The sequence below is a fragment of the Vampirovibrionales bacterium genome (genome assembly GCA_016712355.1).
In the GTDB taxonomy this organism is placed as follows: domain Bacteria; phylum Cyanobacteriota; class Vampirovibrionia; order Vampirovibrionales; family Vampirovibrionaceae; genus JADJRF01.
This window is the reverse complement of the sequence record JADJRF010000005.1, coordinates 550,081-573,351: the sequence shown is the minus strand read 5'-3', so window position 1 is coordinate 573,351 and position 23,271 is coordinate 550,081. Positions and strand designations below refer to the sequence as shown.

Here is a 23,271-nt window from a genome sequence, read left to right as displayed (position 1 = left end):
GATACTTGAGAGAGGGTCTTGATGATGATCACGTTGTCCCCTGAAGACATTAAGGGCTTCGAAGTTAGCCGCTGTTACCGGGGAAAAATTCAGGCGCTCGACCCTCAAGAGAGGATCGGGCAGGCTTTGCTACATACCCATACGGAGTTTAACCGTCTTGTGCGTGAGGTAATGATCCGAATAGCGCGGGTATTGGGAGATAAAAACAATCCGGAATTTGCTCAGCTGACCCGCTGGGCCCTCTTGAATATCTCGCCTGCGGGTAAGTGCGCGACCCATTTTGCGAATCCGTTTACGTTAGAGGTTTCTCGTGCAAATCCCACCCATAGCGCTTACAGCAAAGCTCCTGATATGCGGGAGATGTTCCTGATGTGTAAGAAGCGGGGGGATCGGTGGTATGAGCGTCGGGGTGTTTTTGGGTCGCTAATGGATAGTGTTGGCGGCTCTGGCATGATCATGGAGGTTAATCAGGCAGCCATTGAAAAAATTAAGAGCTATCTGGAGCTGAAAGCACTCTGGAGAGAGGGTAAAGAAGCTCCGTTGGCGTTGTTGGAACGGGATGAATTTGTTAAAAAGGCCGTCAAGTTCCTGAAGGAATGTCGGGATTATCTGGATTCGGATGGGACGGGGCAGTTTGATTCTTTGCAGGAGCTCTTGGCCCTGAAAATCGGGCCCCTTAAGGCGCGCTTAGGGATGCTGCATCAATATCGGCTTCAAGATCCTGACATCATGGATGCTCTGGAAAGGGCCTACTATTTATTTAGTCAAGATGCCCTGGGTAAAAATAATTGGCTGGCTCAAAAGCGCCAATTTGAGGCGGCTCATGGCGATTTCTTGATGCAGTACAAGGATATGCTCCAGCGTTTTCGTCAGCAGGTTGGGCAAGAGCGCCGGGATCGTGAGATCTATTGCTTGCCCCGGCGGTGGGAGCGGGATCCGAATTTTCTTCAGCTTATAGATCAGGTAGGGGGTCAGGGATTTTTTGGCGTGGATTTTGCCTCTCCCATGGCGGATCGGGACAGTCGGAACCAGTGGGATGGGATTCGACGGCGTGGCACCCAATTGCCGGATTTTGAGTCTCTTTCTGTTCTGCTGGGGCATCGGCGAGGCCGGGATTTTTTTGTTGAGCGTCTCAAGGCCCTGAATCCGATATTATTCAATAAAAATGGCTGGTTTTCTGTTCTGAGTCGTTATCGACAATTTGATGGTAAAAAATATCAAGAGTTCAGGCGCCCTCCTGCCTTGCGTTACCCGGATCCGGCATTTCGCCCGGAATGGATTACTTTCTCGAAGAGCGGCTGTTTTCGGTATAAACACCTGAGCGTGGTGGCTCCTGCCACCATCGAATTAACGGTCAAGCTGATTCATCCTGGGACAAACGCTTGGCAGGACTATCGTTTGCGGGTGAAGCTGGATGATCGTCTGCGTACTTTGCGGTCGGCTCAGGTGTTCCGAATTCCAGAAGGCTATTGGAAAAAGGGGTTGGATGGCCAACTGGCTTTCAGCTGGAATATGGATGACAATGATCAGCGTCTGTATCGCGAAGAAACGCTGCACTATTGGACGGATTCAAAGAGCGGCGAAACGTTTCCTGTTGAAATTCATGGTGGGAACTTGATTTATAAGCCTCATCGGGGCTTTTATCTGCATTTTCGTTATACGTATTACGCGCGCTACAACCCAAAAATGAAGACCGAAGGATCAATCGGCGGCTATGAGCCCGGCACCCGGATTCTTGCCTTCGACTTGGGCCAAAAATCGGACGCGATTATTGCGATAGGAGAGTATACCGGGGATCCGGAATGTCCGGTTGCGCTGGTAAAATTTGTGCCGTTTATATTTAAACGAGGCAAACGAGGGCTCGGCGGCGCTGTGTTTTATCAATGGCTACGATTGCCAGGTGGAGCCGGTTTTCGGGCAATTCAGCATTCCGAAAAAGTGCGACAATACAAGCGTCGGAATCTTAAAAAACGGCATTCTGACTATCTGCGAACGAAGCAGCCGGATGGAAAACTCTCTTCGGGCCAATCCTTTACCCGGGGTCAGGAGACGTTTAAAATTTTGAACACCTACGTTCGGCATTGTCGGGATTTGCATTACAAGCAACTCGCGGGAGTGATTTTTAAGTTGGCGCAGCGTAATGGGTGTAAGGGAATTGTTCACGAGAATCTGGAAAGCTATCGGATGACTGTTCGTCAGGAACGTAGCGAAAACCGTCGTCTTCAAGTATGGGCTGCCCAAAAAACGTTCGATTTTCTAAAAATGCTTTGCGACGGAGGCAGCATGAATTGCTATGCGGTATCTGCAGCCTTCAGTTCTCAGACCTGTAACCAGTGTGGCTCATGGGGCGTCCGATTTAATTTTTACAAGAAAGCCAAATGGCGGCGTGATCAAGAAAAAGGCTACGTGAGCCCAGATCTTGGGGACAGCCCATTACCGTTGGTGGCTAGAGGAGGCGACTGGTTTTTGTGTAGCAATGACAAATGTTGTGGCAAAAAAGAGCCTGGCAATCAAAACACCCGATATATGATTCAGGCGGATGCCAATGCTGCTAAGAATATTGCACTGCGAGGGTTTAGAGCCGCTCATCAATCGGCACTTCCGTCTGTTGATGAGCGCAAAGTTATTGCTGATGATTTGCAACAATGGCTCTTCGCCCGCTATCGGACAGATCTTTCGGTATGACCGGCCAAGAATTGCCAAGCTTCAGCAAGGTGATGATAAGCGCTAGCCAATTGAACACCTATCTGTTTTGCCCGCGTTTGCTCTTTTTGGAGGCCGTGCTGGGCTGCGAAGGATCGAACATTCCTAGCGAGGAAGGTCGTTTCTTGCATGACAAACTGGCAACAGAAGAGGTGTTTCTGGAAAGTCCGGTATTGGGTCTGTGTGGACGGATCGACGTGTATCGGGAAGAAGGCGTTCCCATAGAATACAAAAGAGGACACCCACTTCCAGATGGCTTGCCATGGCCGGGACATGCGGTTCAACTGTGCGCGATGGCGTTGCTGTTAGAAGCGGTTGAAAAAATTCCGGTGCGTTATGGCTATATCTGGTACCAACAAACGCGTGAACGGGTGCAGGTGGATTTCTCTTGCTCTCTGCGAGAAGAAACCTGTCAGACCATTGAGAAGGCCGCCTGTCTGCTTAATGCTAAAGCGCTTCCCCTGCCACTGGAAAATAGAAAAGCCTGCCTGGGGTGCAATCAATACCGTAATTGTTTGCCGGATGAGCTTCAAGGGACTCCTTCTCCTGCGGAAGCCAAAACGATTTTAGCGCCGCATGTTGAAGGGCAGGCAGTTTATATAGATCGCCCGGGTAGCAAGCTTTCAGTGAAGGAAGGGAGCCTTCAAATTACGGAGATGGGGCAGGATAAAAAAATCTCTATTGGCTTGGATCGTATTAACCAGTTGGTGATTCAACAACCGGCCAGTTGCACCAGTAGCCTGCTTGAGAACTGCGCCAAAAAGAAAATTCCGATTATGTTGCTTGATTTTTCAGGCCGTTGGCAGGGTAGCCTGTATGGCTCCCCTACGCGAAACGTGATGACCCGTATGGCTCAGTATGGGCAGTTTCAGGATGATGCAATCTGTTTCGATCTATCAAAAACCTTGATTTCGGCAAAATTGCATAACCAAAGAGTCTGGCTGCGACGACATTTGAGTATTGAAGATGATGCCGTAAATGCTTTAACCCGTGCAGGCAAAGCTGTGAGCACAGCGAAATCTATTCAGGCGCTGATGGGTATTGAGGGCGAAGCGGCCAAAAACTACTATGCCGGTTTCTCCCGTATGCTGGGCGAAGACGCCCCTTTTCAATGGCTGGGTCGGCAAAAGCACCCGAACCCGGATCCGATCAACAGCCTGCTTAGCTTTGGTTATGCTCTCCTAATGCAACAGGTGATGACGGGATGCGAGTTGGCAGGGCTAGATCCGTATCTGGGCTTTTACCATGGTTTGAAGCACGGTAAGCCATCGTTGGCCCTGGACTTGATGGAAATATATAGGACGCCTGTGGTGGATGCTGCCGTTTTGGGCTTTCTGAACAGGCGTCAATGTGCGCCAAGCGATTTTGAGATTGTGGGTTCGTCCTGCACTATGAAGCCAAACGTCCGTAAAGCATTTGTACAAGCACTGTTTGAACGATTGCGAACTTCCATCAAACATCCTACGTTTGGATATGACACTCTTTACCAGCGAGCGATTCATGTTGAGGCGCGTTTGCTGAACTATGCTTTGCTGAGTGGTCTGGATCTCTGGAAACCTTTCCGGTGGAGGTAAGCCATGTCGTCCCATACTCAAAAAATGCTTCATGAACGGACATACCTGATAATGTATGATATTCGGGATGCCAAGCGTCTGCGTCACGTCCATAAAATCTGTAAACAGTATGGTTTGCCTCAGCAGTACAGCGTATTTGAGGCGCGCATGACTCAGCGCAAGTTCATAACTTTTTTGCGCAAGGTTTCACCCATTATCAAGGCGAATGAAGATCAGCTCGTTTGCATTCCCATGTGTGAATCTTGTCGGAAGCAAATGAAAGTCTATGGACAATCATGGGACTTTACGCATGAGGATTCATGTCTTATAATCTAAACACTTCCGCTATAGGCGAGGTGCTTGGTAACTTATATCTTTTTGGATGTGGGTTATTTGGCTAGGCAGATGAATGTGTTTGCTAAGCGGTCACCGGCGGGGTGGAAGCCTCAGTTTGGGTACTGGCCGTAAGCTTCTATCTGCCCTGTTTCTATGTGGTTTTGCGAGGGTCGCGGTGGATGGGTTTTTCCAAGCGGTCCTCGTCTTTTAGAGAGTTCTTGCTTCTTGGCCGTTTTATGAGGGATTCCAATGCCATCATGAAGCTCACAAAATCAAGATCCTCGAAAATGCTTCATTTGGTGAAGGCTGGGCCTGTGTTTTGGCTGTCAGGCCTACTCGTTCCTTGATAACCACATAGATGCAGACACCATTATCTCCTGTCATAGTATATTATGGATTCACCTACTCGTTCCTTGATAACCACATAGATGCAGACACAGAAAAGCGGAGTACCAGACCAGCCGGTTGTATCCACCTACTCGTTCCTTGATAACCACATAGATGCAGACACACGGACTGATCAGTGGTGTCTCCTTTATGCGTACCTACTCGTTCCTTGATAACCACATAGATGCAGACACGCGGTTGAGTTTTTGAAACGATTCGGCGTCAAGCCCCTACTCGTTCCTTGATAACCACATAGATGCAGACACTGGGTGGGTTTGTAAGCGGCAACAACAAGCTGCACCTACTCGTTCCTTGATAACCACATAGATGCAGACACAGCATATTGACGGCACGATGGACGACGCCACGCGCCTACTCGTTCCTTGATAACCACATAGATGCAGACACTTGTAAAAAACGACAGAGCCATCGACCTCGACGCTGCCTACTCGTTCCTTGATAACCACATAGATGCAGACACTCAGATAAATCACCTGCCCATTTAAAAATTTCTGATTTCCTACTCGTTCCTTGATAACCACATAGATGCAGACACATGGATTTGTCAGCAATCTTGTCTCCAGTCTGGTGCCTACTCGTTCCTTGATAACCACATAGATGCAGACACTCAACAATTGCGCCTTCAGGTTTTCCTGCAACGCAGACCTACTCGTTCCTTGATAACCACATAGATGCAGACACGGGTAGGTTAAAGGACAGGTGTTCGTCGGCTCCTACCTACTCGTTCCTTGATAACCACATAGATGCAGACACACACGAAGATTTTAAGCGGTCAGCGCTTTCGCGGCCTACTCGTTCCTTGATAACCACATAGATGCAGACACTTCGGCAAGATCGGCGCGAGCCATCCCCGCCAGTTCGGCCTACTCGTTCCTTGATAACCACATAGATGCAGACACAACGCCTCATCCCGAGATAATTCCAACTGCGCGCCCCTACTCGTTCCTTGATAACCACATAGATGCAGACACTTGCGATATTGGCCGTAAATCGCTCCTGAAAACTGGCCTACTCGTTCCTTGATAACCACATAGATGCAGACACCAGAATGCGATTTGGTGCATGATGATTTTTCATCTCCTACTCGTTCCTTGATAACCACATAGATGCAGACACACAACAGCTCCCCGCCGGTTGGATTCAACAGTCTGGCCTACTCGTTCCTTGATAACCACATAGATGCAGACACCCCAGGCGACGCGCGAGCGCAAGCACCTGGTCGCCCTACTCGTTCCTTGATAACCACATAGATGCAGACACATTGCAGGCGTGTTTACAATTCGACACACTTGGGACCTACTCGTTCCTTGATAACCACATAGATGCAGACACGGCGACGGGGTATTGTTTAATGTTAGTGCGCTCTCCTACTCGTTCCTTGATAACCACATAGATGCAGACACCCGATGAGCAGGTCGCCGTCGCTGTATCCGCTGGTCCTACTCGTTCCTTGATAACCACATAGATGCAGACACCTCAATGCCGCAACGGGGGAGGTGACGCCGCCCGGACCTACTCGTTCCCTGATAACCACATAGATGCAGACACCGTCTCTCGCAACAGTTTCAATTTACACCCTTTTTTCCTACTCGTTCCCTGATAACCACATAGATCCAGACAGAGGGAGGAGAGCAACCATACCTCTATGCGAAAGATTGACATTTTTTCGCATCATGTCATCATGAAGATTACTGGTATTTGAATGAACGAGGGGTCTTGGTCTATGACGATTCATGTGTCACTGCCTGAAGAGTTGGAACACATGGTGCATGCGCAAGTAGACAGCGGTTTCTATAAAAGCGCCAGCGAGGTGATTCGCGAAGCTCTCCGTGATTTCTTCTCGGCTCGCTCAGCCTTTGGCCCTGAGCAAATCCATTGGCTCCGCGCAGAGATGGGCGCACGGCTGGAGGCGGTGCAAGACGGATCCGCCGCGTTGACAGACGTGGATACCGTGTTTGATCGCTTGGAGGCAGGGCTCTCTTGACGTGTACCATATTGTTGTAACGCCAGAGGCCCAGCAAGAGCTTGAGCGGGAGAGCGCCTATTCGGAAAGCCGCTGGGGTAAAGCCCATGCTAAAAAATACTTTGCCCAGTTGCGACGAAAAATTAAAGACCTGAGCAAGGCCCCCCATGCGCATCGCGCCCATGATGACATCCTGCCAGGTCTGCGCCTGCTGCATCACAAGGGGAGCGTCATTGTGTACTGGATTAACGAGGCGCGCAAACAGGTGATCATTCTGGGCGTGCCAAGTATTTATCGGGAATTGTCACGCGAAACTCTGCAAGGGCGGGTTCATAAGCAGGATATGGGCGCGATCTTGTAAAGAAATGCGAAGATCGGAAATTTCCGATCTCCCCACTTGCGAAACCCACGCCCAGAGTGTACTCTAGGTAGTGGATGGAAGCCATCATCACCATGGTTTCCAGGCGGCGGATGGCGTCACGGGGGTTGTTGGCGTGAAGCGTGGTAAGAGACCCATCATGACCGGTGTTCATGGCTTGCAGCATGTCCAGCGCTTCCCCGCCGCGACACTCGCCTAATACAATGCGCTCAGGACGCATCCTCAAGGCGTTCTTTACCAAATCGCGCTGATTAATTTCGCCTTTGCCCTCGATATTCATCGGGCGCGTTTCCATTCGAGCGACGTGGCGCTGCTGTAGTTGCAGTTCGGCGGTGTCTTCAATAGTGACAATCCGCTCGCCGTCCGGGATAAAACTGGACAAAACATTCAGCAGCGTGGTTTTCCCTGAGCCCGTGCCGCCTGAGATGACAATGTTGAGCCGCGCTTCCACAAAGCCACGCAATAATTGCGCCGCTTGCTCGTTTAGCGAGCCGAATGCGATTAAATCCGAAATCTTGAACGGATCCTTGGAGAATTTCCGAATCGTTACCAGTGGGCCATCCAAAGCCAATGGCGGAATAACGCAATTAAAGCGTGAGCCGTCTTTGAGGCGGGCGTCGCACAGCGGTTGGGTTTCATCGACGCGACGACCGACGGCTGAGACGATGCGATCAATGACTTGTAATAAATGCCCGTCGTCTTTAAAGCGCACGTTGCTTTCCGTCAGGCGGCCTTTTCGCTCAATGAAGACCATGCGCGGGCCGTTAATCATAATTTCGGTAATGCTGTCGTCGCGCAATAATGGCTCTAGTGGACCTAACCCCATGGTTTCGTTCAAAATTTCATCAATGAGCCGCTCGCGTTCCGAAGCGCTTAGCAAAGAATTCTCTTCACTGAGTAATTGTGCAATGGCGTGGCGCACCTGGGTGCGAATCTGGGCGTCGTCGCCTTCAGCCAAACGAGAAAAGTCGATTTCTTCAATCAGTCGGCGATGAATACGTCCTTTCATTTCTGTTTCGGCATTTGCGTCGTCGTTGAGAGGCGTTTTGTTGGCTCGTCCTGGCTCGCGTCGCGTCGCCGTTGCGTTATGAGAGGAGGGCACAGGCGTATTCTGATTGAAGCCTCCTGCTGAGAGCGTGTTGCTTGCGTTTTCAGGCTTTGTCGGCGCGGCTGACTCGGCGGCGCCCCCGCCGTCCTTTGAAAAGTCGGTAGGTTTTCCCCATTGGCCCCATTGACGACGGGTAAAGGACATCAGCTTCAGTCTCCTGACGGTTTATCGCCTGGGTTGACTCCTGTAAAACATGCGCTTTAAGCTTTTCTGGCCCTTTATTTTTTCTTGGCGATGAATAACTTGGACAAGAATCCGCTCCGTGCCGACGCTTCTCCTGAAGGTTCCGCTTGCAGGCCGCTCACCAGCATCGCCAGATGCCGATAAGCCTTGGTGAGTTCGGCCTGTGGCTTGATTTTGGAATAAACGCATCCCAGGCTCGTGGCCTCTACGTTAAGCTCCCAATCGTTAGGCAGCCGCGCATAGACGGGGTAACCGAATTTCTCTTCGACGCTTTCATTGCTCATGCCATAGGCGGCTTTTTGATTCCATCGATTCAAGGTCAATTTGACCTTGCTCAGCTCGAGATATTGCCGCGCCAGTTCCAGATATTGTCGGGTGCGCGCCAGTCCCGGAACATCTAGCGCCGAAACCAGCAGCAGAAGATCCGAGCGTTCCACGACGTATTGATGGTAGGGATCCAGCGTGTGCGACGGTAAATCGATGACCAGAAAGGCGTAGTGAGATAGAAAATAATCGATCGTACGCGTCAGCAGCTCGGGCGAGATGAGATTATGATCATCCAGGACGCTTTTGCTTCCGACGGCGATATCAATTCCAGATTCATGCGAAACCGCTACGCGGGCAAACACCGAGTCGTCGAGGTCGGCCGGATCGCTGTCAGCCAAATCGCCTAACGAATGGCTTGGCGTAAGATTCAACATCACGGCCATATTACTGAACACCTGATCCAGGTCCAGTAAGGCCACCGGCTTATCGCTCACGCTGCGCAACTCCGCCGCCAGATTGACCGCGACTGTTGACGCCCCCACGCCGCCTTTGGCGGAAAAAACCGAGATAAGCCTTCCCTGCTCGCGGACTTTGGGTTCTGGCATCATGGATTTTCGGCTGATGACGGCCAGATATTTCTTTAGGGCCATATCCAGCTTATCCGCCTCTTCTGGATACTGGATGAATTCGCGCGCCCCATGTTTGACAGCCTGAACAATGATGTCGTGATCCAGCGACTTATGGAGCGCAAAAATCGTGGTCGGCGTGTCCGGATCCATGCTGATGGTCTGCATAAACAGTTCAGCGTCGAGCTCGCGTCCGGTCATATCGACAATCAGGACGTCGGGAGCGTCGTTTCGACAAATAGAAACCGCGTCTGACAGTTCTAATAAAACGCCATTAAAGTCCACAAAGCCCAGCGCCCGCAACTGCGCGTATAAAGCGCTGCGGGTTTCTTCTGAACTAACGGCGGCGACCACCCGGAGGGTTGACATCGGGTAAGCTTCCTCACAATGATGACGGCGTTCGCATCGGGCGGGTTCTGTTTGCGCGCATCACCAGCAGTATCGGCAGACGGGCCGGTTTCTTTAAGCAACGTAAAAATGTTCCTCCCGCGAGAGTAAATCCGCTGATGCGATGACGGGGCTTACGGCCTTTAGCAGGTCGCATTTGCCTTGCGGTTTTGTTGATGCGTCAATAAGGAGGTTCGATCCAATCCTCATGCCGTTTTTCAAACGTTTCCCCTGACAGAAGTCAATTTTTGGGTTCTTTTCGCGTTTGAAAGGAAGAGACGGCATTGGCTCCTTCTTCTTTCTCTTTTTCTGTGAACCTCAGGGCGGTCGATCCATGTCCTTTGCCAACATTGGCATTTCCAGCGCCATTCAGAAATACGGCCCGTTGACCGGACCGCTGGCGTGGCTGTCGGAACGGCCTCTGGCAGAGCTGCTGTTTAAAGATGTCTCCTGCTTCAATGCTCCCAAGATGGCGCTTGCCAGAACGGGGCCTGAATTGATTGATGTCGCGGAGCTGGAGTTGCCCAACACGGCCGTGACCCTGCTCGCTTCGGTTTTGCTGCCGCCATGGTTACAACGCGGTATGAGCAAGGTGACAGGCCTGCCGCAAGAGCAATTGACCCAATCTGTCGAAGAACTTGTCAAATCTTCCGCCAAGCCTGTCGAGAATGTGCTGAGTAAAATCAAGCTGGCCAAGCTCGGAGCTTCGCTGGCGTTTTTCTTTCCTTTTGCCGCAGGGTTCTGGGCGGTTCCCTTTTTACGGAACTATATGACGCTGGCGCGAACCAATACAGCCAATTTTGACGCTATTGTCGGACTGGAAGGCGAAAAGAATCAAACTGGCAGCGGGCGTAGCGTCCCCGAAGAAAAATCTCATCAGCTGGGAATGGTTATCAAAGTCATTGGGACAGGCGTGGCGTTGGGCGCCGCTTCGTTTTTTGGCTTTGGAAAACTCGCAAAGCGCTTTGCAGGGGAGCAATTACCGAAGCATCTGGAGACATTCTTCAAAACCTTTCGCCTGGGTGGAAAAAAGGGGAATGAGATTGAAGGCGATTGGGCGACGCTGGTCTTTTGGTCAATGCCTGCCTATTTGGGCTGGATCCATGCGGCGCGCACCAAAAATGAGCGTATTGAGCAAACGGTAAAGGCGGCCAACTCCATTATGTGGTTTTCGGTGCTGAATCCGGTTGTCAACCTATTGTTCTATAAAAATGCGTTTAAGCGTCTTTTAAATAAACCGGTGGAAAAAAATGTCTTAAAAGCGATTTTGCGCCAAAGTAAAGACGATTTTTCCATCCCAAAATATGCGGATATCTTGCATCATCCCGATTTCGAGGGCAAGCGCGCTGCGTTGCTCAAGCTCAAAAACCGCCAATATGGTCTTGGATTGCTTCAGAGCGTGGTCCTGCTGGGCTCAACGCCGCAAATGCTAAACATCTACTTTACCAAGCGTCGACACGAGAGGGCCCTGGCCTCTCAGCGCGCAGCGGCTCAACAACGAACCGCTTATGCGGTGATCAATCCGTTTGGCGGCGCAGCCCGGGTATCGGTCAGTCCGGGACTGGTTGTTCGGACAGATTCGCCTTTTTCGGCGTTGACCCAAGCTCGACGAGCCGCAATGACATAAAAAATGTCTTACCGGGTGCGTAAAAATCCAAGCGCATCGGCGATCGCCGGATCTTGTGGGATTTCAAAATGCTCAAGATGTTGAGAGACCGGGTGAATAAAGCTGAGGCGGTCTGCCTGAAGCAATTGGCCGGGCGTATTCAGTTTGATTTGACGCTCGACGCCTTGCCCATATTGGGGATCCCCCAGAACCGGCATGCCAATATGCGCTAAGTGAACGCGAATTTGATGCGTCCGCCCTGTTTCCAGGTACAGGCGCAGGTGCGTAAAACGCCCCGGTAACCGTTCCAGAACCTCCCAGCGGGTGAGCGCAAAGCGTCCGCTGGCATGAACGGTCATCCGGTTGCGCCATTTGGGATGCCGGGCTATCGGCGCGTCAATAAGACCGGACTCGGCGCCGGGGCTGCCATGAACCACGGCCTGATACGATCGCTTCGCCGTTCGTGCCTGAAGCTGCTGCGCCAGATGCCGGTGCGCGCGATCGGTTTTGGCGATCATCATCAGGCCGCACGTGTCGCGATCGAGTCGATGTACAATGCCGGGACGAATCAGGCCATTGATGCCGGAAAGTTGGCCGTTACAATGATGAAGCGCGGCATTTACCAGGGTGCCGCTGCGTTGTTCGCCTGCCGGGTGGCTCAACATGCCGCGCGGCTTGTTGATGACCAATACGTCATTATCTTCAAACGCGACTTCTAGCGGGATCGCTTCAGGCGATAAGTCAAACGTGGTCGGCTCGGGCGTGCGCACGGCAATAACGTCGCCTTCGTGAACCGCTGAAGCGGGCTTCAAGCATGGTTTGTCATTGATGCTCACAACGCCAGCGCGGATTAAGGCCTTGAGTCGCTCGCGCGAGAATTGTTCGCTGAATGCATTGGCCAGCGCCTTATCGAGGCGTAAATCGCGATCTTCCTCGCCAATTAGTAACGTTAAGACGCCGGACGACATGGCGCCTGCGGCGTCCGCAAACAAAAGAACAAGGCCGTTGCAACGCCGACACAAATCAACGTGTCGGCCAGATTAAACACCGGATATCGTATAAAGGTCAGCTCGACGTAATCCGCAACGCTGCCGCTGATGAAGCGGTCAACCAGATTCCCGAGCGCGCCGCCCAGAATCAATCCGTATGCGATGCTGAGCCCTCGTCCGGCTGCGCATTGCGAGAAGCCTAACATCAGAAACAGAACGAAAAATGCCGCGCCTACCAGCATTAATGCATGGGGGCTCTGATCAAACAGGCTGAACGCCATGCCTTCATTACGCACGTAGGTCAGTTGCGCCACGCCCGGCCAAAGAGGCGCCGACTCGCTTAGCGCGAGATGAGCGACCACCCAGCGCTTGACGAGCCAGTCCAGCGAGAAGCCTAACAAAGCGACCGTCGTCATCGCCATTCGGCGACGAGAAACCAGTAAACGCTGAGACGCTGGGGTCTCTGTCAGGGGGGGGGCAGATGAAGCAATCATGTCGATTCGAGAACCCGAGAGGCGTCCAGCCCTTAGGGCTGCGGCGATTGAGAGGCTGGCGGGGAGGCAGGAGGGGCAGACACGTCTGGCGACGGCTCGCTCTTCTCGTCCGAAGATTTAGCGTCCGCCGAAGGCGTCATCTCTTCAGGCGCCGGACCGGCTTGCGCATCTGTCTTCTTTCGCAGGTCGACGCGACCATTGGCAGCGTAATCAACCAGCGCTTCACTGCTGGAATCCAGCCATTTGCTAGCCTTCGGCAAGACGTTCACCCGGCGAATGATCATCATCACGCCGCGAAACTGAACCGTCAGACGATCGTCGGCGTCCTGGCCAATTTGCGTGAGCCCGATAGAAGCGGTGACCACTTCATTTCGATTGGCCTTATTGGCGGCAAAAACGCGTTCGAGTTCATTATTTTCCGGCGAAAGCGATCGAAAGCGGTCATCCGGCATCCGTTGGGGAAACACAATCGGGTCTTTGGAAATCGATGCGATGGCAATCAGGGAAGACGGCATTTCAAGGGCAATCTTGGCCGCGTACGATTCTCCCGCAAATGCCTGATCGGGCGCAGACAGCGACGCATTGAGGGTTTTGGCAGCGCCAAAACGAATCACCGCGTTTTCATACAGCGTATGGTCGCTGGTGATTTCCCAGAGATTGCCAATATGGCGTAGAAACATCATGCCGCGCGACTGACTCGACAGATCGCCCGGCTCGTTAATCACGCCTTCCTTGTTGGAAACCGTCGCCTTTGCTGTGTCGAGGCTTTCAATTGTTGCCCAATCGCCATTAATCCGAATTTCCAGCGGCGTCGACTCATAACGGATATCGGGATAAGTTTTCCATGTATCTTCAATCAGCGAGCGTACTTCGCTGAGCGATAAATTGTCGCCGCTGACGAATTCGGGCGAATAGTGCTTTAGCAGAGCGGCAATGTCATGTTGATTGGAAGCCGCATTCATATCCGAGACGATTTCCATCAAGGCCTTGACAGCGACAGATGCCGAGTCCGCTCCGACGATACGAGGCGGCTGGGATGACGAGGAGGAGGCCGTTTTAATCGCCTTGCGCGGCCACGAAAAAGCGTCGGCGCAGGGAAGGAAGGAAACGCTGGAAAGCGTCGCCAGCAGGAGCATCAAGGCCAAAAGGGCGCGAGAGAAGCGACGCGTCATGAGGACGTTCCTTATGATTGAGGCCGAACAAGGGCCAGCAAAGACCCAAAACCGTCCTTATTTTACCGCAAGCGAATCGACGTAACGGGCGTCGCCCATGCAGGATTGTAAACATTGTGCCGGCTCGTCTCGCAATTTTCACCAACCCGACGACGATTTGGGAGGAGAGAAGCCGCCAATCCCCGTCCCCAAGACAAACAGAATCCTGAATAACAGGAAAGCCGTTGTTTGGTTGCCTCTCCCTCTGCTTTCGCAACAAGCCTAAGGCTGTGTGCCATGACAAGCGCAAGACTTTCTCATTTTATGCGACGCGGCAGCGTATGGGGCGCATTCGCCTTGTCAGTCCTAATGATGTGGACGCTTTGGCATGCGGACGTCTGGCCTCAGGTCACGCCTTCGCGCAATGCCGGGGACGTGGTGATTGAGGCGTGCGCCAGTCGTGGGTAATGCCTCTTAATGCTGAGTAATAGCGGGTGACGCCGGAGTCTGACTGTAGGATAGACGCCTGGAAGCCGCTTCAACCATCGTGCGCGCCATAAATACCGGATTGCCCGCCAAATAGCGACCACTCATGCGACGAGGCTCCAGAAATAGGCGAAACAGCCATTCCAGCCCCATAGAGCCCATCCAGGAGGGGCAGCGAGGGGCGCGTCCGCTAAAATAATCCATGGTCGCCCCCAGCGGCATCAGGCATCGAACCGCCAGGGCGCGACGGTTTTTCTGCGTCCAGTGCTCTTGTAAGGGCATCCCCATTCCCACAAAAAGAATATCGGGCTGAAGGCGATTAATCTCTGCAATTGCGCGGGCGTTAATCTGGGGATCTGTAAGATAGCCGTGATGCCAGCCCACCATCGTGTGATTGGGAACAAGCCGGGCGAGGGTTGCCATCGCGTCCTGAGCGACGCCCGGCGCGCTTCCCAGAAAATAGCAGGTAAGGTCTTCTTGAGCCAGCCGCTTCAAGAGCGCGGGCATAAAGTCCGCCGACGTGAAGCGCTTGGGCAGAACAGGGCCGCCCAGCAGGCGTGAGGCCCAAACGATGCCCGCGCCATCGCAGAAAACGGCGTCGGCGTATTGAAGCGTTTTTCGAAACGCCGCGTCTTCGCGCGCAATATTAGCCGCATGTACATTCAAATTACCGATATACGTCTGACGCGGGCGGCGGATTTCGCTCACGATGCGATCAAAGAACTGACCTTGCGACGCGAATGCGTCCACGGCGATGCCATCGACTGCGATTCGAGGCGTGTAGGTGGACTGCCCTGCGAGGGCGGCGCTTGTGTCCTCGGCAGAAATGACCAGCGATTTTTCATCCGGGGCAAGTGGGACGACGTTGTCGGAAGTGGCGTCCAACGTCCGAATCAAGCGTGCGGGATTTCCGCCCACAAGCGCATGAGGGGCGACATCTTTGGTGACGACGCTACCGGCGGCAACCACCGCCCCGCGCCCAATCGTCACGCCGCCCAGAACAATGCTGTTACAGCCAATCCAGACGAAGTCTTCGACGACAATCGGTTTTTCAACGCGTTCCAAAGGTCGACGCGACTGAAAATCGCTGAACAAACGATGACTGGTTGTCACAAACGTTACATTGAAGCCAATATCACACTGACGTCCAATGGTAATCGGAGAGTCGGAGTCGAAAACGCAATGATGATTGATATAGGTAAAAGCGCCGATTTTCACCCGATCGCGAAACAGCGCTCTCATCTTGACGCCTTGTTCAATGATCGCCCCCAGGCCGACGCCTTGGCCCATAAGCGTCAATGCGAACGCCCGAACCCGACCCATTAAACTACCGGGCCCCAGCAAATCGAGCAGGCGCATCACCACCCATGTGACGCCAAGTTCAGCGTCGAACAAAACTTTGCGAACCATGCGTTGCGCGAGGTTCCTGTCCATTGTTCGCATTCTATCCGTCAAAAACTCTAACTGAGAGGAAAAATCTCCCGATGATGGGAGAGCGTTAACGCCGCGTCAGGCGTTTCTAACAAGCGCCGCGTTTGAACAACACGGTGGGAATGGTTTTCAGCAGAATCGAAAAATCCTGCCACAGGCTCCAATTGAGCGCATATTGTAATTCTAGCTCACAGAGCTGCAAAAAACTCAGATTGGAGCGTCCGCTGACCTGCCAAAGACCTGTGACGCCTGGCAAGACCTGAAACCGCAGCGTATAGGGCGCTTCAAACATCATGCTTTCATCCAGAGGCAATGGGCGCGGCCCGACCAGGCTCATGTCTCCCAGCAATACGTTGACCAGTTGCGGCAGCTCATCCAGACTGGTGGCGCGCAACAAGCGGCCGATTGGCGTGACGCGCGGATCATCCGCCAGTTTGAACAACTGGCCTTCGAGGCTGGCCGCCTGCCGCAAGGCTTCTCGTCGCTGATCCGCGTCCGGCGCCATCGTTCGGAACTTATACATGTAGAAGGGTTCGCTATTCTTGCCGATGCGAATGCTGCGGTAAATCACAGGGCCGGGCGAGGTCAGGGCAATGGCAATGGAGATAAAGGCCAGCAGCGGAGAGACCAGCAACAGGCCAAACGCGGCGGCGGCGAAGTCGAAAGCGCGTTTCATGCGCTGTTCAAGCTTATAAGGCAGAGAGAAGGCGCGTTCATAGAACGTAAGATAAGGCGGCGGCGGGACGTCAGGAATCTGGGGAGCCTGCTCCTTGAGTCGCAAAGATGCCAGCAACGCGGCGTCAAATCCTGCCTGGACGGTGGCCATCAGCGGTAACTATCCCTTGTTTTGCTCGTTTCGTTCTGCCAAAGAGGCTGCGAAACATCGTACGTGTCAACAGGTAAAAAGAAGGGGGAAATCTGGGCGTTTGAATCACGCCGCCTCATGTATTAATGTAACGTACCTAATATCGCCTCATCCTGTCAAGTCATGGCGATGGGTTTCGTGAATAAGAGCGGCAGACTGCTTTGTGGAGAAAAACGTCCCATGACCTCGCCCGCAATCTCGGTGGTGATGGCCGCCTATAACGCCGAACGTTTTATTGCCGAAGCCATTGAGTCCGTGCGCAGTCAGACTCGTGGCGACTGGGAGCTTATCATCCTGGATGACGCCTCCAGCGATCAAACGGCTGCTATCGCGCAGACGTTTTCGAGTGGCGATGAGCGCATTCACCTGCGCCGCCTGCAACGGCTGGGCTCGCCGGCGCGCGTGCGCAATGCTGGCATCTCGTTGGCGCGCGGCGAACTCATTACTTTTCTGGATGCCGATGATTGTCTGCCGCCGACCGCGCTTGCCGAGGTGAGCGCGCCGCTGGATCAAGACCCTGCGCTTATTGCCGCTTACGGATTTGTCGCCTGCCTGGATCTGGACGGCCGCCCAACGCAGGGACCGGGGTTTCGTCTGCGGCGGAATTCGCAAGGAGAATACGCCCTGCCCAAGGGGTACGCGCACTCATGGAAACGGGTGGCGTTGGGCCAAGTCGAATCTTCTGTTGCGATCATGGTTCGCGCAGATACGCTGCGCGCCTTGGGCGGTTTTTGCGAATCTCTGGGCGCTGCAGAGGATCTCGCGTTGCGATACGCTCTGTTCCTGCAGAAATTTGACGGTATCCGCGCTATTCCTTGCGTTGCGTACCACTATCGCTTGAACCCCCAAAGTCTGACGCGTCAAAAACCCAATGCGGACGCCCTGTTGCGGAATCATCTCGATGCGCAGGACGTGCTGCTGAATCAGCCACAGACCCCCGCAGAAGTTCACCTGCTGGCGTCGCAAGCGCTGGCCAAGCGGTATCGCTATGCGGCAAGCGTTATTCTCTCGCAAGGTCATGCGGGATTGGCGCGTCAAACAGCTCTAAAAGTGTTCCGCGATAGACGCGTGCATCCCCTACACGCTTTCAAGGCGTTTGTGCCGCTGGCGCTGCGCTCGTTATTGCCCGGACGATGGGAGCGCGCCATGAAAACCCTCGCCATCCGCCTGCGAGACGGCGCGCGTTAAAGCGTCTTGAGCCACGCGCCAAGCGGCGGCCAGACTGGCCGGGTTGGCTTCGCCGCGTCCGGCGATATCGCTTGCCATGCCATGACTCACGGAGGTCCTTAGAAAGGGCAGGCCCAGAGTGACATTGACGGCGGACAGCCCCGCGACCAGCTTCATCGGAATCAGCCCTTGATCGTGATAAGCGGCGATATAGGCGTCATAGGGAGGCGTCTGAGGCTGGAAATCTCGAAACAGGGCGTCTGCGGGAAGCGGTTCAGAGAGGGACGCGCCGTAGCGCTGCCATAGCCAATCGCGCGCCGGATCAAATGCGCGCCGATCTTCGCGATCATCAATCTCGCGGCCATGTGGATTCAGCGCCATCAGCGCCAGTCGGGGCGCGGCAATCCCTGCCGATGACTGTAGCCATTTGCATAGCGTCCCGCACGCCTGCGCGACGCGCTCAAACGTGATGGCGTCACTGACGCCGCGAAGCGGAATGTGGCGGGTGAGCAAAAGCATGCGAAACAAATCATGGATAAACAGCATCTCGGCATGCGTTTCGCCAGAGGTCTCAAAATAGCGCCGTGAAAGAGTTTGAAGAATTTCCGTATGACCGCTGGCCTCTCTGCCTGCGGCGCGCAGATTTGCCTTGGAAATGGGGCCAGTGACCAGCGCTGCGGGGTGGTGGAGACGTTTCTCGGCGGCAATGCGTTCTATAGCGACTTGAAGGGCTAAAAATGCAATTTCTCCGGGCGCTTTATCAGGATGAATGGCCTCGTATGACACCCCTTCGGCGGTAGAGGGCAGCGTTAAGCGCAGGGCCGATGCAGCCCGATTCAGCGCACGAATATCGCCCACGACAACAATAGAAGGCGAGGCGGGATCGGCGGCGGTGTAGAAGGCGCGATCGCCGAGCGTCGCAAGAAACTTAGCGGCAATTTCAGGCCCCACGCCGGTGGGATCCCCCGGCGTCAAACAGATAAGCGGTTGAGAGACTGAGGCGGGCGTCATGGCGTCAGCCCAGATTTTCTGCGGAGAGTTCGTTACGTTTAAGAAACCGGACGATATGGGCCAACGTCAGGTCGGAGCCGAAGTTCCCGGATTTGGTCACGATCCACCGCATCGGCACATCTGGGCGGCGCGGATCGCTGACGGTTGTCAGCAAGGGAATGGCGCTTTCAATTTCGCCTACCATATCAAGCGCTTCGCAACCGATGGCGCGACAGATCTGAGTGGCGGTTTCGCCGCCGGTTAAGGCCAGTTTGAGCGGGTGACTATCGGCATGGGTTTGCCGACTTTGAGACAACACGCGCGCCGTTAACTGGGTGAGGGTTTCCTGCACGCGCTTGGGAACGTCCTGCTCCGAAATGCCGCTGCCCAAGGCTAATGTTTGGGTTCGGTCCACCTGATCGACGCCCAGAGCAGAGGTCAGCACCACGGTTTTATTATCCGCCAGGGCTTCGAGCATTCTCGCCAGAAGCGAATCGTTCTCTCCCGCGCAGGGGGTATCGGTCGGGGCCAATCCCAGCAATTGCTCGGCGGTCGGCTCAAATACGGCGGGCGAGGCGCCTTCGCCGTAATAAGGATAATGGTCCATCAATTGTAAAATCTGGCGACGCGTCAGAGCTGTCGCGGCGCCCGCCACTACCAGCACCGGCGATGGCGGCAGCGTCAACGGACGCGCAGAGGGTTTGCCATGAGCCGCCCAGTGACGGCATAATGATTCAGCAAAACCGGCAGACCCGCAAGGCAGGACTTTGGCTACCGGCTGGATTTTTTCCAGCGCCAACGCAATTTGATCCAGATCGGTACGAGAGCAGGCGTCTGCGACGATGAGTCGTTTACCGGCTTCCGCCAGTTCCGTCAGCTTGGCGAGCGTCGGGCCTGCGCCGCGTAGCACGGTGCCCAGTTCGATATGGCCCACCAGGTCGGGACGCGAACGCTGGCCAATCAGCGTCGGGATGTGGGAAATCCCCACCGGGAAAAGAGGATCTCGCCCCACTTCTGTTTTTTCTACGGGAATGCCTTTGACGAGTTGATACCCGCCCACAGTCCGGCGCCCTTCTTGCGGGTAAGCGGGCGCGATGAGGGCGCAGTCCCACTTCAATTCGTCGAGCATCGCCAGGCACTCGGCGGTAAAGTGGCCTCGCAGGGTGGAGTCGATTTTCTTGTAGAAATGCTCAACCCCATACGCGTCTCTCAGCAAGGCCGTGGCCTGACGAACAGCAGCGACGGCTTGATGAGGGTCCAGATGGCGACTCTCAGTGGTAATGGCGAGCGCTTCTTTAGCGGGCTGGAGAGCTGCATCGGGAGAAAGGGTTAGCAGGACGCGCGTGGCGCAGCCGCCATGGAAGAACTGAAGCGCTGTATCACACGCGCCCGTCAGGTCGTCGGCCACGACGCCAATGGTCAGACCGGGCAGTTGCATCGGGGCGTTCTAAGGTAGAAGAAGCTTCTGGTCATGGCGTTTCCGTCCACAGGGGCGAAGAGAGGGTGGAGTAGTGCATTTAAACCATTAAAACGTGGCGGTAGATTGCGCGTTTTCGCGCTTGCCGCCCACAAAGCGGACGTCTGATCCGCGGACCAGCGCGTATTCGCGTTGATTGCCCGCCTGATCCGTCCAGCGATTCATTTCGATGGCGCCCGTCACTGCCATCATGGCGCCTTTTTTGACCCATTCGCCCACGAACTCGGCTTGTTTTCCCCATACCTCAATATTGAACCAGTCCGTAATGCGATTCTCTTTGGAGAAATTACGATCTACTGCCAGAGAAAACCGCGCCTTAACGCTGCCGGATTCAAAATATTTGAGTTCCGGGTCTTGCCCGACGCGACCGATAATGGTGACGCTGTTGACGGAGGCGCCAGCGGAAGGCAGGGCGTCGTGAGCAAGGGGGGCGGTGGCGTTCATGGCGCAAAACTCCTTATAATTGAATAGCGAGCGGCAACGCCCCAGGACGCAACCTCTCCCGTTCGGGGCATTATACAGGGATTGCGGCTTTGGGCGCCAATGTCCGCTCGTAATTGTTGCGACACGTTCAAAGGCTTTGCGGATCCTGAGCGTTTAGTTTCCCTAAAAACGCACGATGGCCAGCGGGTTACTGAAATCGTCCGTCCAGACGCCCAACTGTTCGAAGCGCTGTCGCGCCAAAAATCTCAAATTAGGATACTGGCGTCGGAACGCAGGGTCGTTAAAGCGCTGAATGGCCCACGGTTGCGGCGAAAAAACGCCGTACATCGAGAAACGAGCCCACTTGTCTTCGTTGAGGGTGGTAATTGTTAGATAATCCAGACCCTGATCGCCGGCCAGATTGTTTAACACCGGGATCAGGTCCAGATACTGATTGGTGATGTGCATCAACAGCAGGCCGTCTGGTTTCAGATGCCGTCGATAAACCTGGATGGCCTCGCGCGTGAGTAAGTGAATAGGAATGGAATCGCCGCTGAACGCGTCGACGACTAGTAGATCGTATTGCTGAGGGACTTGCTTCTTTAGCGTCAATCGGCCATCGCCCATTAAAACTGTCACGCGGGCTTGCGAGTTCTTCAAAAAGCCGAACTGGCGCTGGGCAATGTCGCGGATTTTGGGATCAATCTCGTAAAAAGTAATAGCGTCGCCTTTGCGTCCATAGGCGGCGATGGTGCCCGTCCCCAGGCCGATGACGCCGATTTTAAGCGGTTCTGCCTGGCGGCGTTCTCTGAGGAAGCTTTCTGACAGGCCCACGGCGGTATCGGGAGCGTAATATAACGTCGGAGTCATCAGGAAGCGGCGCGACGTCGGGTCAATCATCTGCCGCCCATGAAGGATGCGGCCATTGCCAAGATCAAGGTAGCGTCGCCCGGGTCCCAAGGCAACGTGTACCGAGCCATAAAAATTCCGCTCGGCCCTGACGACCTCCTGGCCTTTGTGCTGCGATGACCACCCAAGCAAAATCACCATAAAAATAACCGTTACCGCGCTGGCGATCGTTGAAAGCCATTTGACAACGGTGTGTTGACGATCGCTCGCGCAGGTCAGATACAGCATTAAGAAAGCCATGGCCAGAACAATCAAGAAAAACTCCTGATCGCCCGGCAGCAGAAGCGGTGCGCCAAGGCTAACCAGGCAGCCGCCGATCGCGCCTCCGATGGATAACATCAAATAGAACAGCGTCAGTTGGTGCGCCTCTGGTCGCCGCGCGTAGAGTTCGCCATGGCAGACCATGCATAAGCTGAACAGCGCTGCGGCCCCCAGCATCAAAGTGATCCCGACCTCCAGCGAACTGACGATAAAGGCGATAAAGAATGCTTGGGCCAGAATCATCCAGACGCGCCGCCGGTAAAGCCCGGGCCACCCGAAACATACGATGAAGGACAGTAGGTACAGCCCTAACGGCGCAATCCAGAGCAGAGGCACCGGAGCAATGGTGTGGGTCGCATGGCTGGTAAAGCTCATAAACAAAATGACGCCAAAGGCGCTTAGCAGTAGCCACCAGGCGATAGCTTTAAACGTAAGCGGCTTGTTGGCGGCGGTTTGTGATACGTCGCTGGCGCCTGTGTTGTTGCCGTCGACTGCGCAGGCCGATTTCCCCCAGATAATCAGAACCATCGCTATGGTAATCGCCAGCGCAGCCAATAGCCAATAGCCAACCTCAAACAGACGGATTGTCTGGCCCAACGTTTGCGTCTGCTCCAGAAGCGTTGGATAGGCGATAAGTGCGCTCATCGAGCCGATATTGGAAAGCGCGTACAGGGGGTAAGGATTCCCTAAATTCAGGCGCGCGAACCAGTTCTGCATGGTTGCGCTGACCGTCGCCAGCAATGCGCAGGGCGCTGCCAGCGTCAATGCGAGCTTGCCGAGCAGACTGGGGATCGGTTGATTCCAGTCTGCCGGAGACCAGGCTTCGCCTGTGGGGATCTGAATCGTCAGCGCCGTAAGCGTCATCAAAATGAGATACGTCGCCCCCTGCGCTCTCAGCGGCAAGCGACTCAGCCCGTACGACAGGCCGTATCCGACAAGAAGGGCAATCTGGAAAAACAACAGGCAGACGCACCACGCCTGCGCCACGCCGCCATACTGTGGCGTAACGATTTTGCCCACTGCCGGCTGAATCAGGAAGAGTAGAAAGGCCCCGACAAAAACTGTCATGGCGCAGACCGTCTTAACCGCCCATAAGGTGGCGCCAGCAG

Annotated in this window: 19 protein-coding genes and 1 CRISPR repeat array; of the genes, 7 read left to right on the top strand and 12 right to left on the bottom strand. The window is 54.2% G+C overall.

Annotation, left to right across the window (positions count from 1 at the left end):
* The first annotated feature begins 21 nt into the window (after window positions 1-21).
* The 5 genes from IPK79_04050 (at window position 22) to IPK79_04030 (ending at window position 7,324) form a co-directional block, all read left to right on the top strand.
* Complete coding sequence (locus tag IPK79_04050) at window positions 22-2,685, top strand: hypothetical protein (GenBank protein MBK8189602.1); 2,664 nt, start codon at window positions 22-24, stop codon at window positions 2,683-2,685.
* Window positions 2,682-4,277 (top strand): CRISPR-associated endonuclease Cas1, encoded by a 1,596-nt coding sequence (gene cas1, locus IPK79_04045; protein ID MBK8189601.1) that lies wholly within the window; start codon window positions 2,682-2,684, stop codon window positions 4,275-4,277. The genes IPK79_04050 and cas1 overlap by 4 nt, the downstream gene beginning before the upstream one ends.
* 3 nt (window positions 4,278-4,280) lie before the next feature.
* Window positions 4,281-4,592, top strand: coding sequence for a CRISPR-associated endonuclease Cas2 (gene cas2, locus IPK79_04040; protein ID MBK8189600.1), 312 nt, complete (start codon window positions 4,281-4,283; stop codon window positions 4,590-4,592).
* A gap of 331 nt (window positions 4,593-4,923) precedes the next feature.
* Window positions 4,924-6,621: direct repeats of the CRISPR family, unit length 37 nt; unit sequence CCTACTCGTTCCTTGATAACCACATAGATGCAGACAC.
* A 102-nt stretch (window positions 6,622-6,723) separates the two neighbouring features.
* Complete coding sequence (locus IPK79_04035; GenBank protein ID MBK8189599.1) at window positions 6,724-6,984, top strand: type II toxin-antitoxin system ParD family antitoxin; 261 nt, start codon at window positions 6,724-6,726, stop codon at window positions 6,982-6,984.
* A gap of 1 nt (window position 6,985) precedes the next feature.
* Window positions 6,986-7,324, top strand: coding sequence for a type II toxin-antitoxin system RelE/ParE family toxin (locus IPK79_04030; GenBank protein ID MBK8189598.1), 339 nt, complete (start codon window positions 6,986-6,988; stop codon window positions 7,322-7,324).
* On the opposite strand, the gene IPK79_04025 is transcribed toward IPK79_04030, so the two are convergent.
* From IPK79_04025 to IPK79_04015, 3 genes are all read right to left on the bottom strand, one after another.
* On the bottom strand, window positions 7,233-8,594 hold the full coding sequence (locus IPK79_04025) for a CpaF family protein (protein MBK8189597.1): 1,362 nt from the start codon (window positions 8,592-8,594) through the stop codon (window positions 7,233-7,235). The genes IPK79_04030 and IPK79_04025 overlap by 92 nt on opposite strands.
* Before the next feature lie 74 nt (window positions 8,595-8,668).
* A complete protein-coding gene (locus IPK79_04020; GenBank protein MBK8189596.1) occupies window positions 8,669-9,895 on the bottom strand; it encodes a P-loop NTPase in 1,227 nt (408 codons plus the stop codon).
* A gap of 93 nt (window positions 9,896-9,988) precedes the next feature.
* A complete protein-coding gene (locus tag IPK79_04015) occupies window positions 9,989-10,198 on the bottom strand; it encodes a hypothetical protein (protein ID MBK8189595.1) in 210 nt (69 codons plus the stop codon).
* A gap of 49 nt (window positions 10,199-10,247) precedes the next feature.
* Between IPK79_04015 and IPK79_04010 the strand changes: the two genes are divergently transcribed.
* Window positions 10,248-11,540 (top strand): hypothetical protein, encoded by a 1,293-nt coding sequence (locus IPK79_04010; GenBank protein MBK8189594.1) that lies wholly within the window; start codon window positions 10,248-10,250, stop codon window positions 11,538-11,540.
* An 8-nt stretch (window positions 11,541-11,548) separates the two neighbouring features.
* Here the strand turns inward: IPK79_04010 and IPK79_04005 are convergent, their stop codons facing one another.
* The 5 genes from IPK79_04005 to IPK79_03985 form a co-directional block, all read right to left on the bottom strand.
* On the bottom strand, window positions 11,549-12,487 hold the full coding sequence (locus IPK79_04005; protein ID MBK8189593.1) for an RluA family pseudouridine synthase: 939 nt from the start codon (window positions 12,485-12,487) through the stop codon (window positions 11,549-11,551).
* A complete protein-coding gene (lspA, locus tag IPK79_04000) occupies window positions 12,469-13,002 on the bottom strand; it encodes a signal peptidase II (protein ID MBK8189592.1) in 534 nt (177 codons plus the stop codon). The genes IPK79_04005 and lspA overlap by 19 nt, the downstream gene beginning before the upstream one ends.
* 32 nt (window positions 13,003-13,034) lie before the next feature.
* Window positions 13,035-14,174 carry a nuclear transport factor 2 family protein gene (locus tag IPK79_03995; GenBank protein MBK8189591.1) on the bottom strand — a complete coding sequence of 380 codons (1,140 nt, stop codon included), beginning with the start codon at window positions 14,172-14,174 and terminating at the stop codon, window positions 13,035-13,037.
* A gap of 453 nt (window positions 14,175-14,627) precedes the next feature.
* Window positions 14,628-16,049: a WecB/TagA/CpsF family glycosyltransferase gene (locus IPK79_03990; GenBank protein ID MBK8189590.1), complete on the bottom strand. Its 1,422-nt coding sequence runs from the start codon at window positions 16,047-16,049 to the stop codon at window positions 14,628-14,630.
* Window positions 16,050-16,158: 109 nt separating this feature from the next.
* Window positions 16,159-16,896 carry a sugar transferase gene (locus IPK79_03985; GenBank protein MBK8189589.1) on the bottom strand — a complete coding sequence of 246 codons (738 nt, stop codon included), beginning with the start codon at window positions 16,894-16,896 and terminating at the stop codon, window positions 16,159-16,161.
* A gap of 219 nt (window positions 16,897-17,115) precedes the next feature.
* Between IPK79_03985 and IPK79_03980 the strand changes: the two genes are divergently transcribed.
* Window positions 17,116-18,123 (top strand): glycosyltransferase family 2 protein, encoded by a 1,008-nt coding sequence (locus IPK79_03980; protein ID MBK8189588.1) that lies wholly within the window; start codon window positions 17,116-17,118, stop codon window positions 18,121-18,123.
* On the opposite strand, the gene IPK79_03975 is transcribed toward IPK79_03980, so the two are convergent.
* From IPK79_03975 to IPK79_03960, 4 genes are all read right to left on the bottom strand, one after another.
* Entirely contained in the window at window positions 18,055-19,113 is a 1,059-nt protein-coding gene (locus IPK79_03975) for a 4-hydroxythreonine-4-phosphate dehydrogenase PdxA (protein MBK8189587.1), read from the bottom strand. The genes IPK79_03980 and IPK79_03975 overlap by 69 nt on opposite strands.
* Window positions 19,114-19,117: 4 nt before the next feature.
* Window positions 19,118-20,530, bottom strand: a complete 1,413-nt coding sequence (locus IPK79_03970; GenBank protein ID MBK8189586.1) for a four-carbon acid sugar kinase family protein — start codon at window positions 20,528-20,530, stop codon at window positions 19,118-19,120.
* 87 nt (window positions 20,531-20,617) lie between these two features.
* Window positions 20,618-21,013: a single-stranded DNA-binding protein gene (gene ssb / locus IPK79_03965; GenBank protein MBK8189585.1), complete on the bottom strand. Its 396-nt coding sequence runs from the start codon at window positions 21,011-21,013 to the stop codon at window positions 20,618-20,620.
* Window positions 21,014-21,175: 162 nt separating this feature from the next.
* Window positions 21,176-23,230: a fused MFS/spermidine synthase gene (locus tag IPK79_03960; GenBank protein ID MBK8189584.1), complete on the bottom strand. Its 2,055-nt coding sequence runs from the start codon at window positions 23,228-23,230 to the stop codon at window positions 21,176-21,178.
* Between the last annotated feature and the right edge of the window lie 41 nt (window positions 23,231-23,271).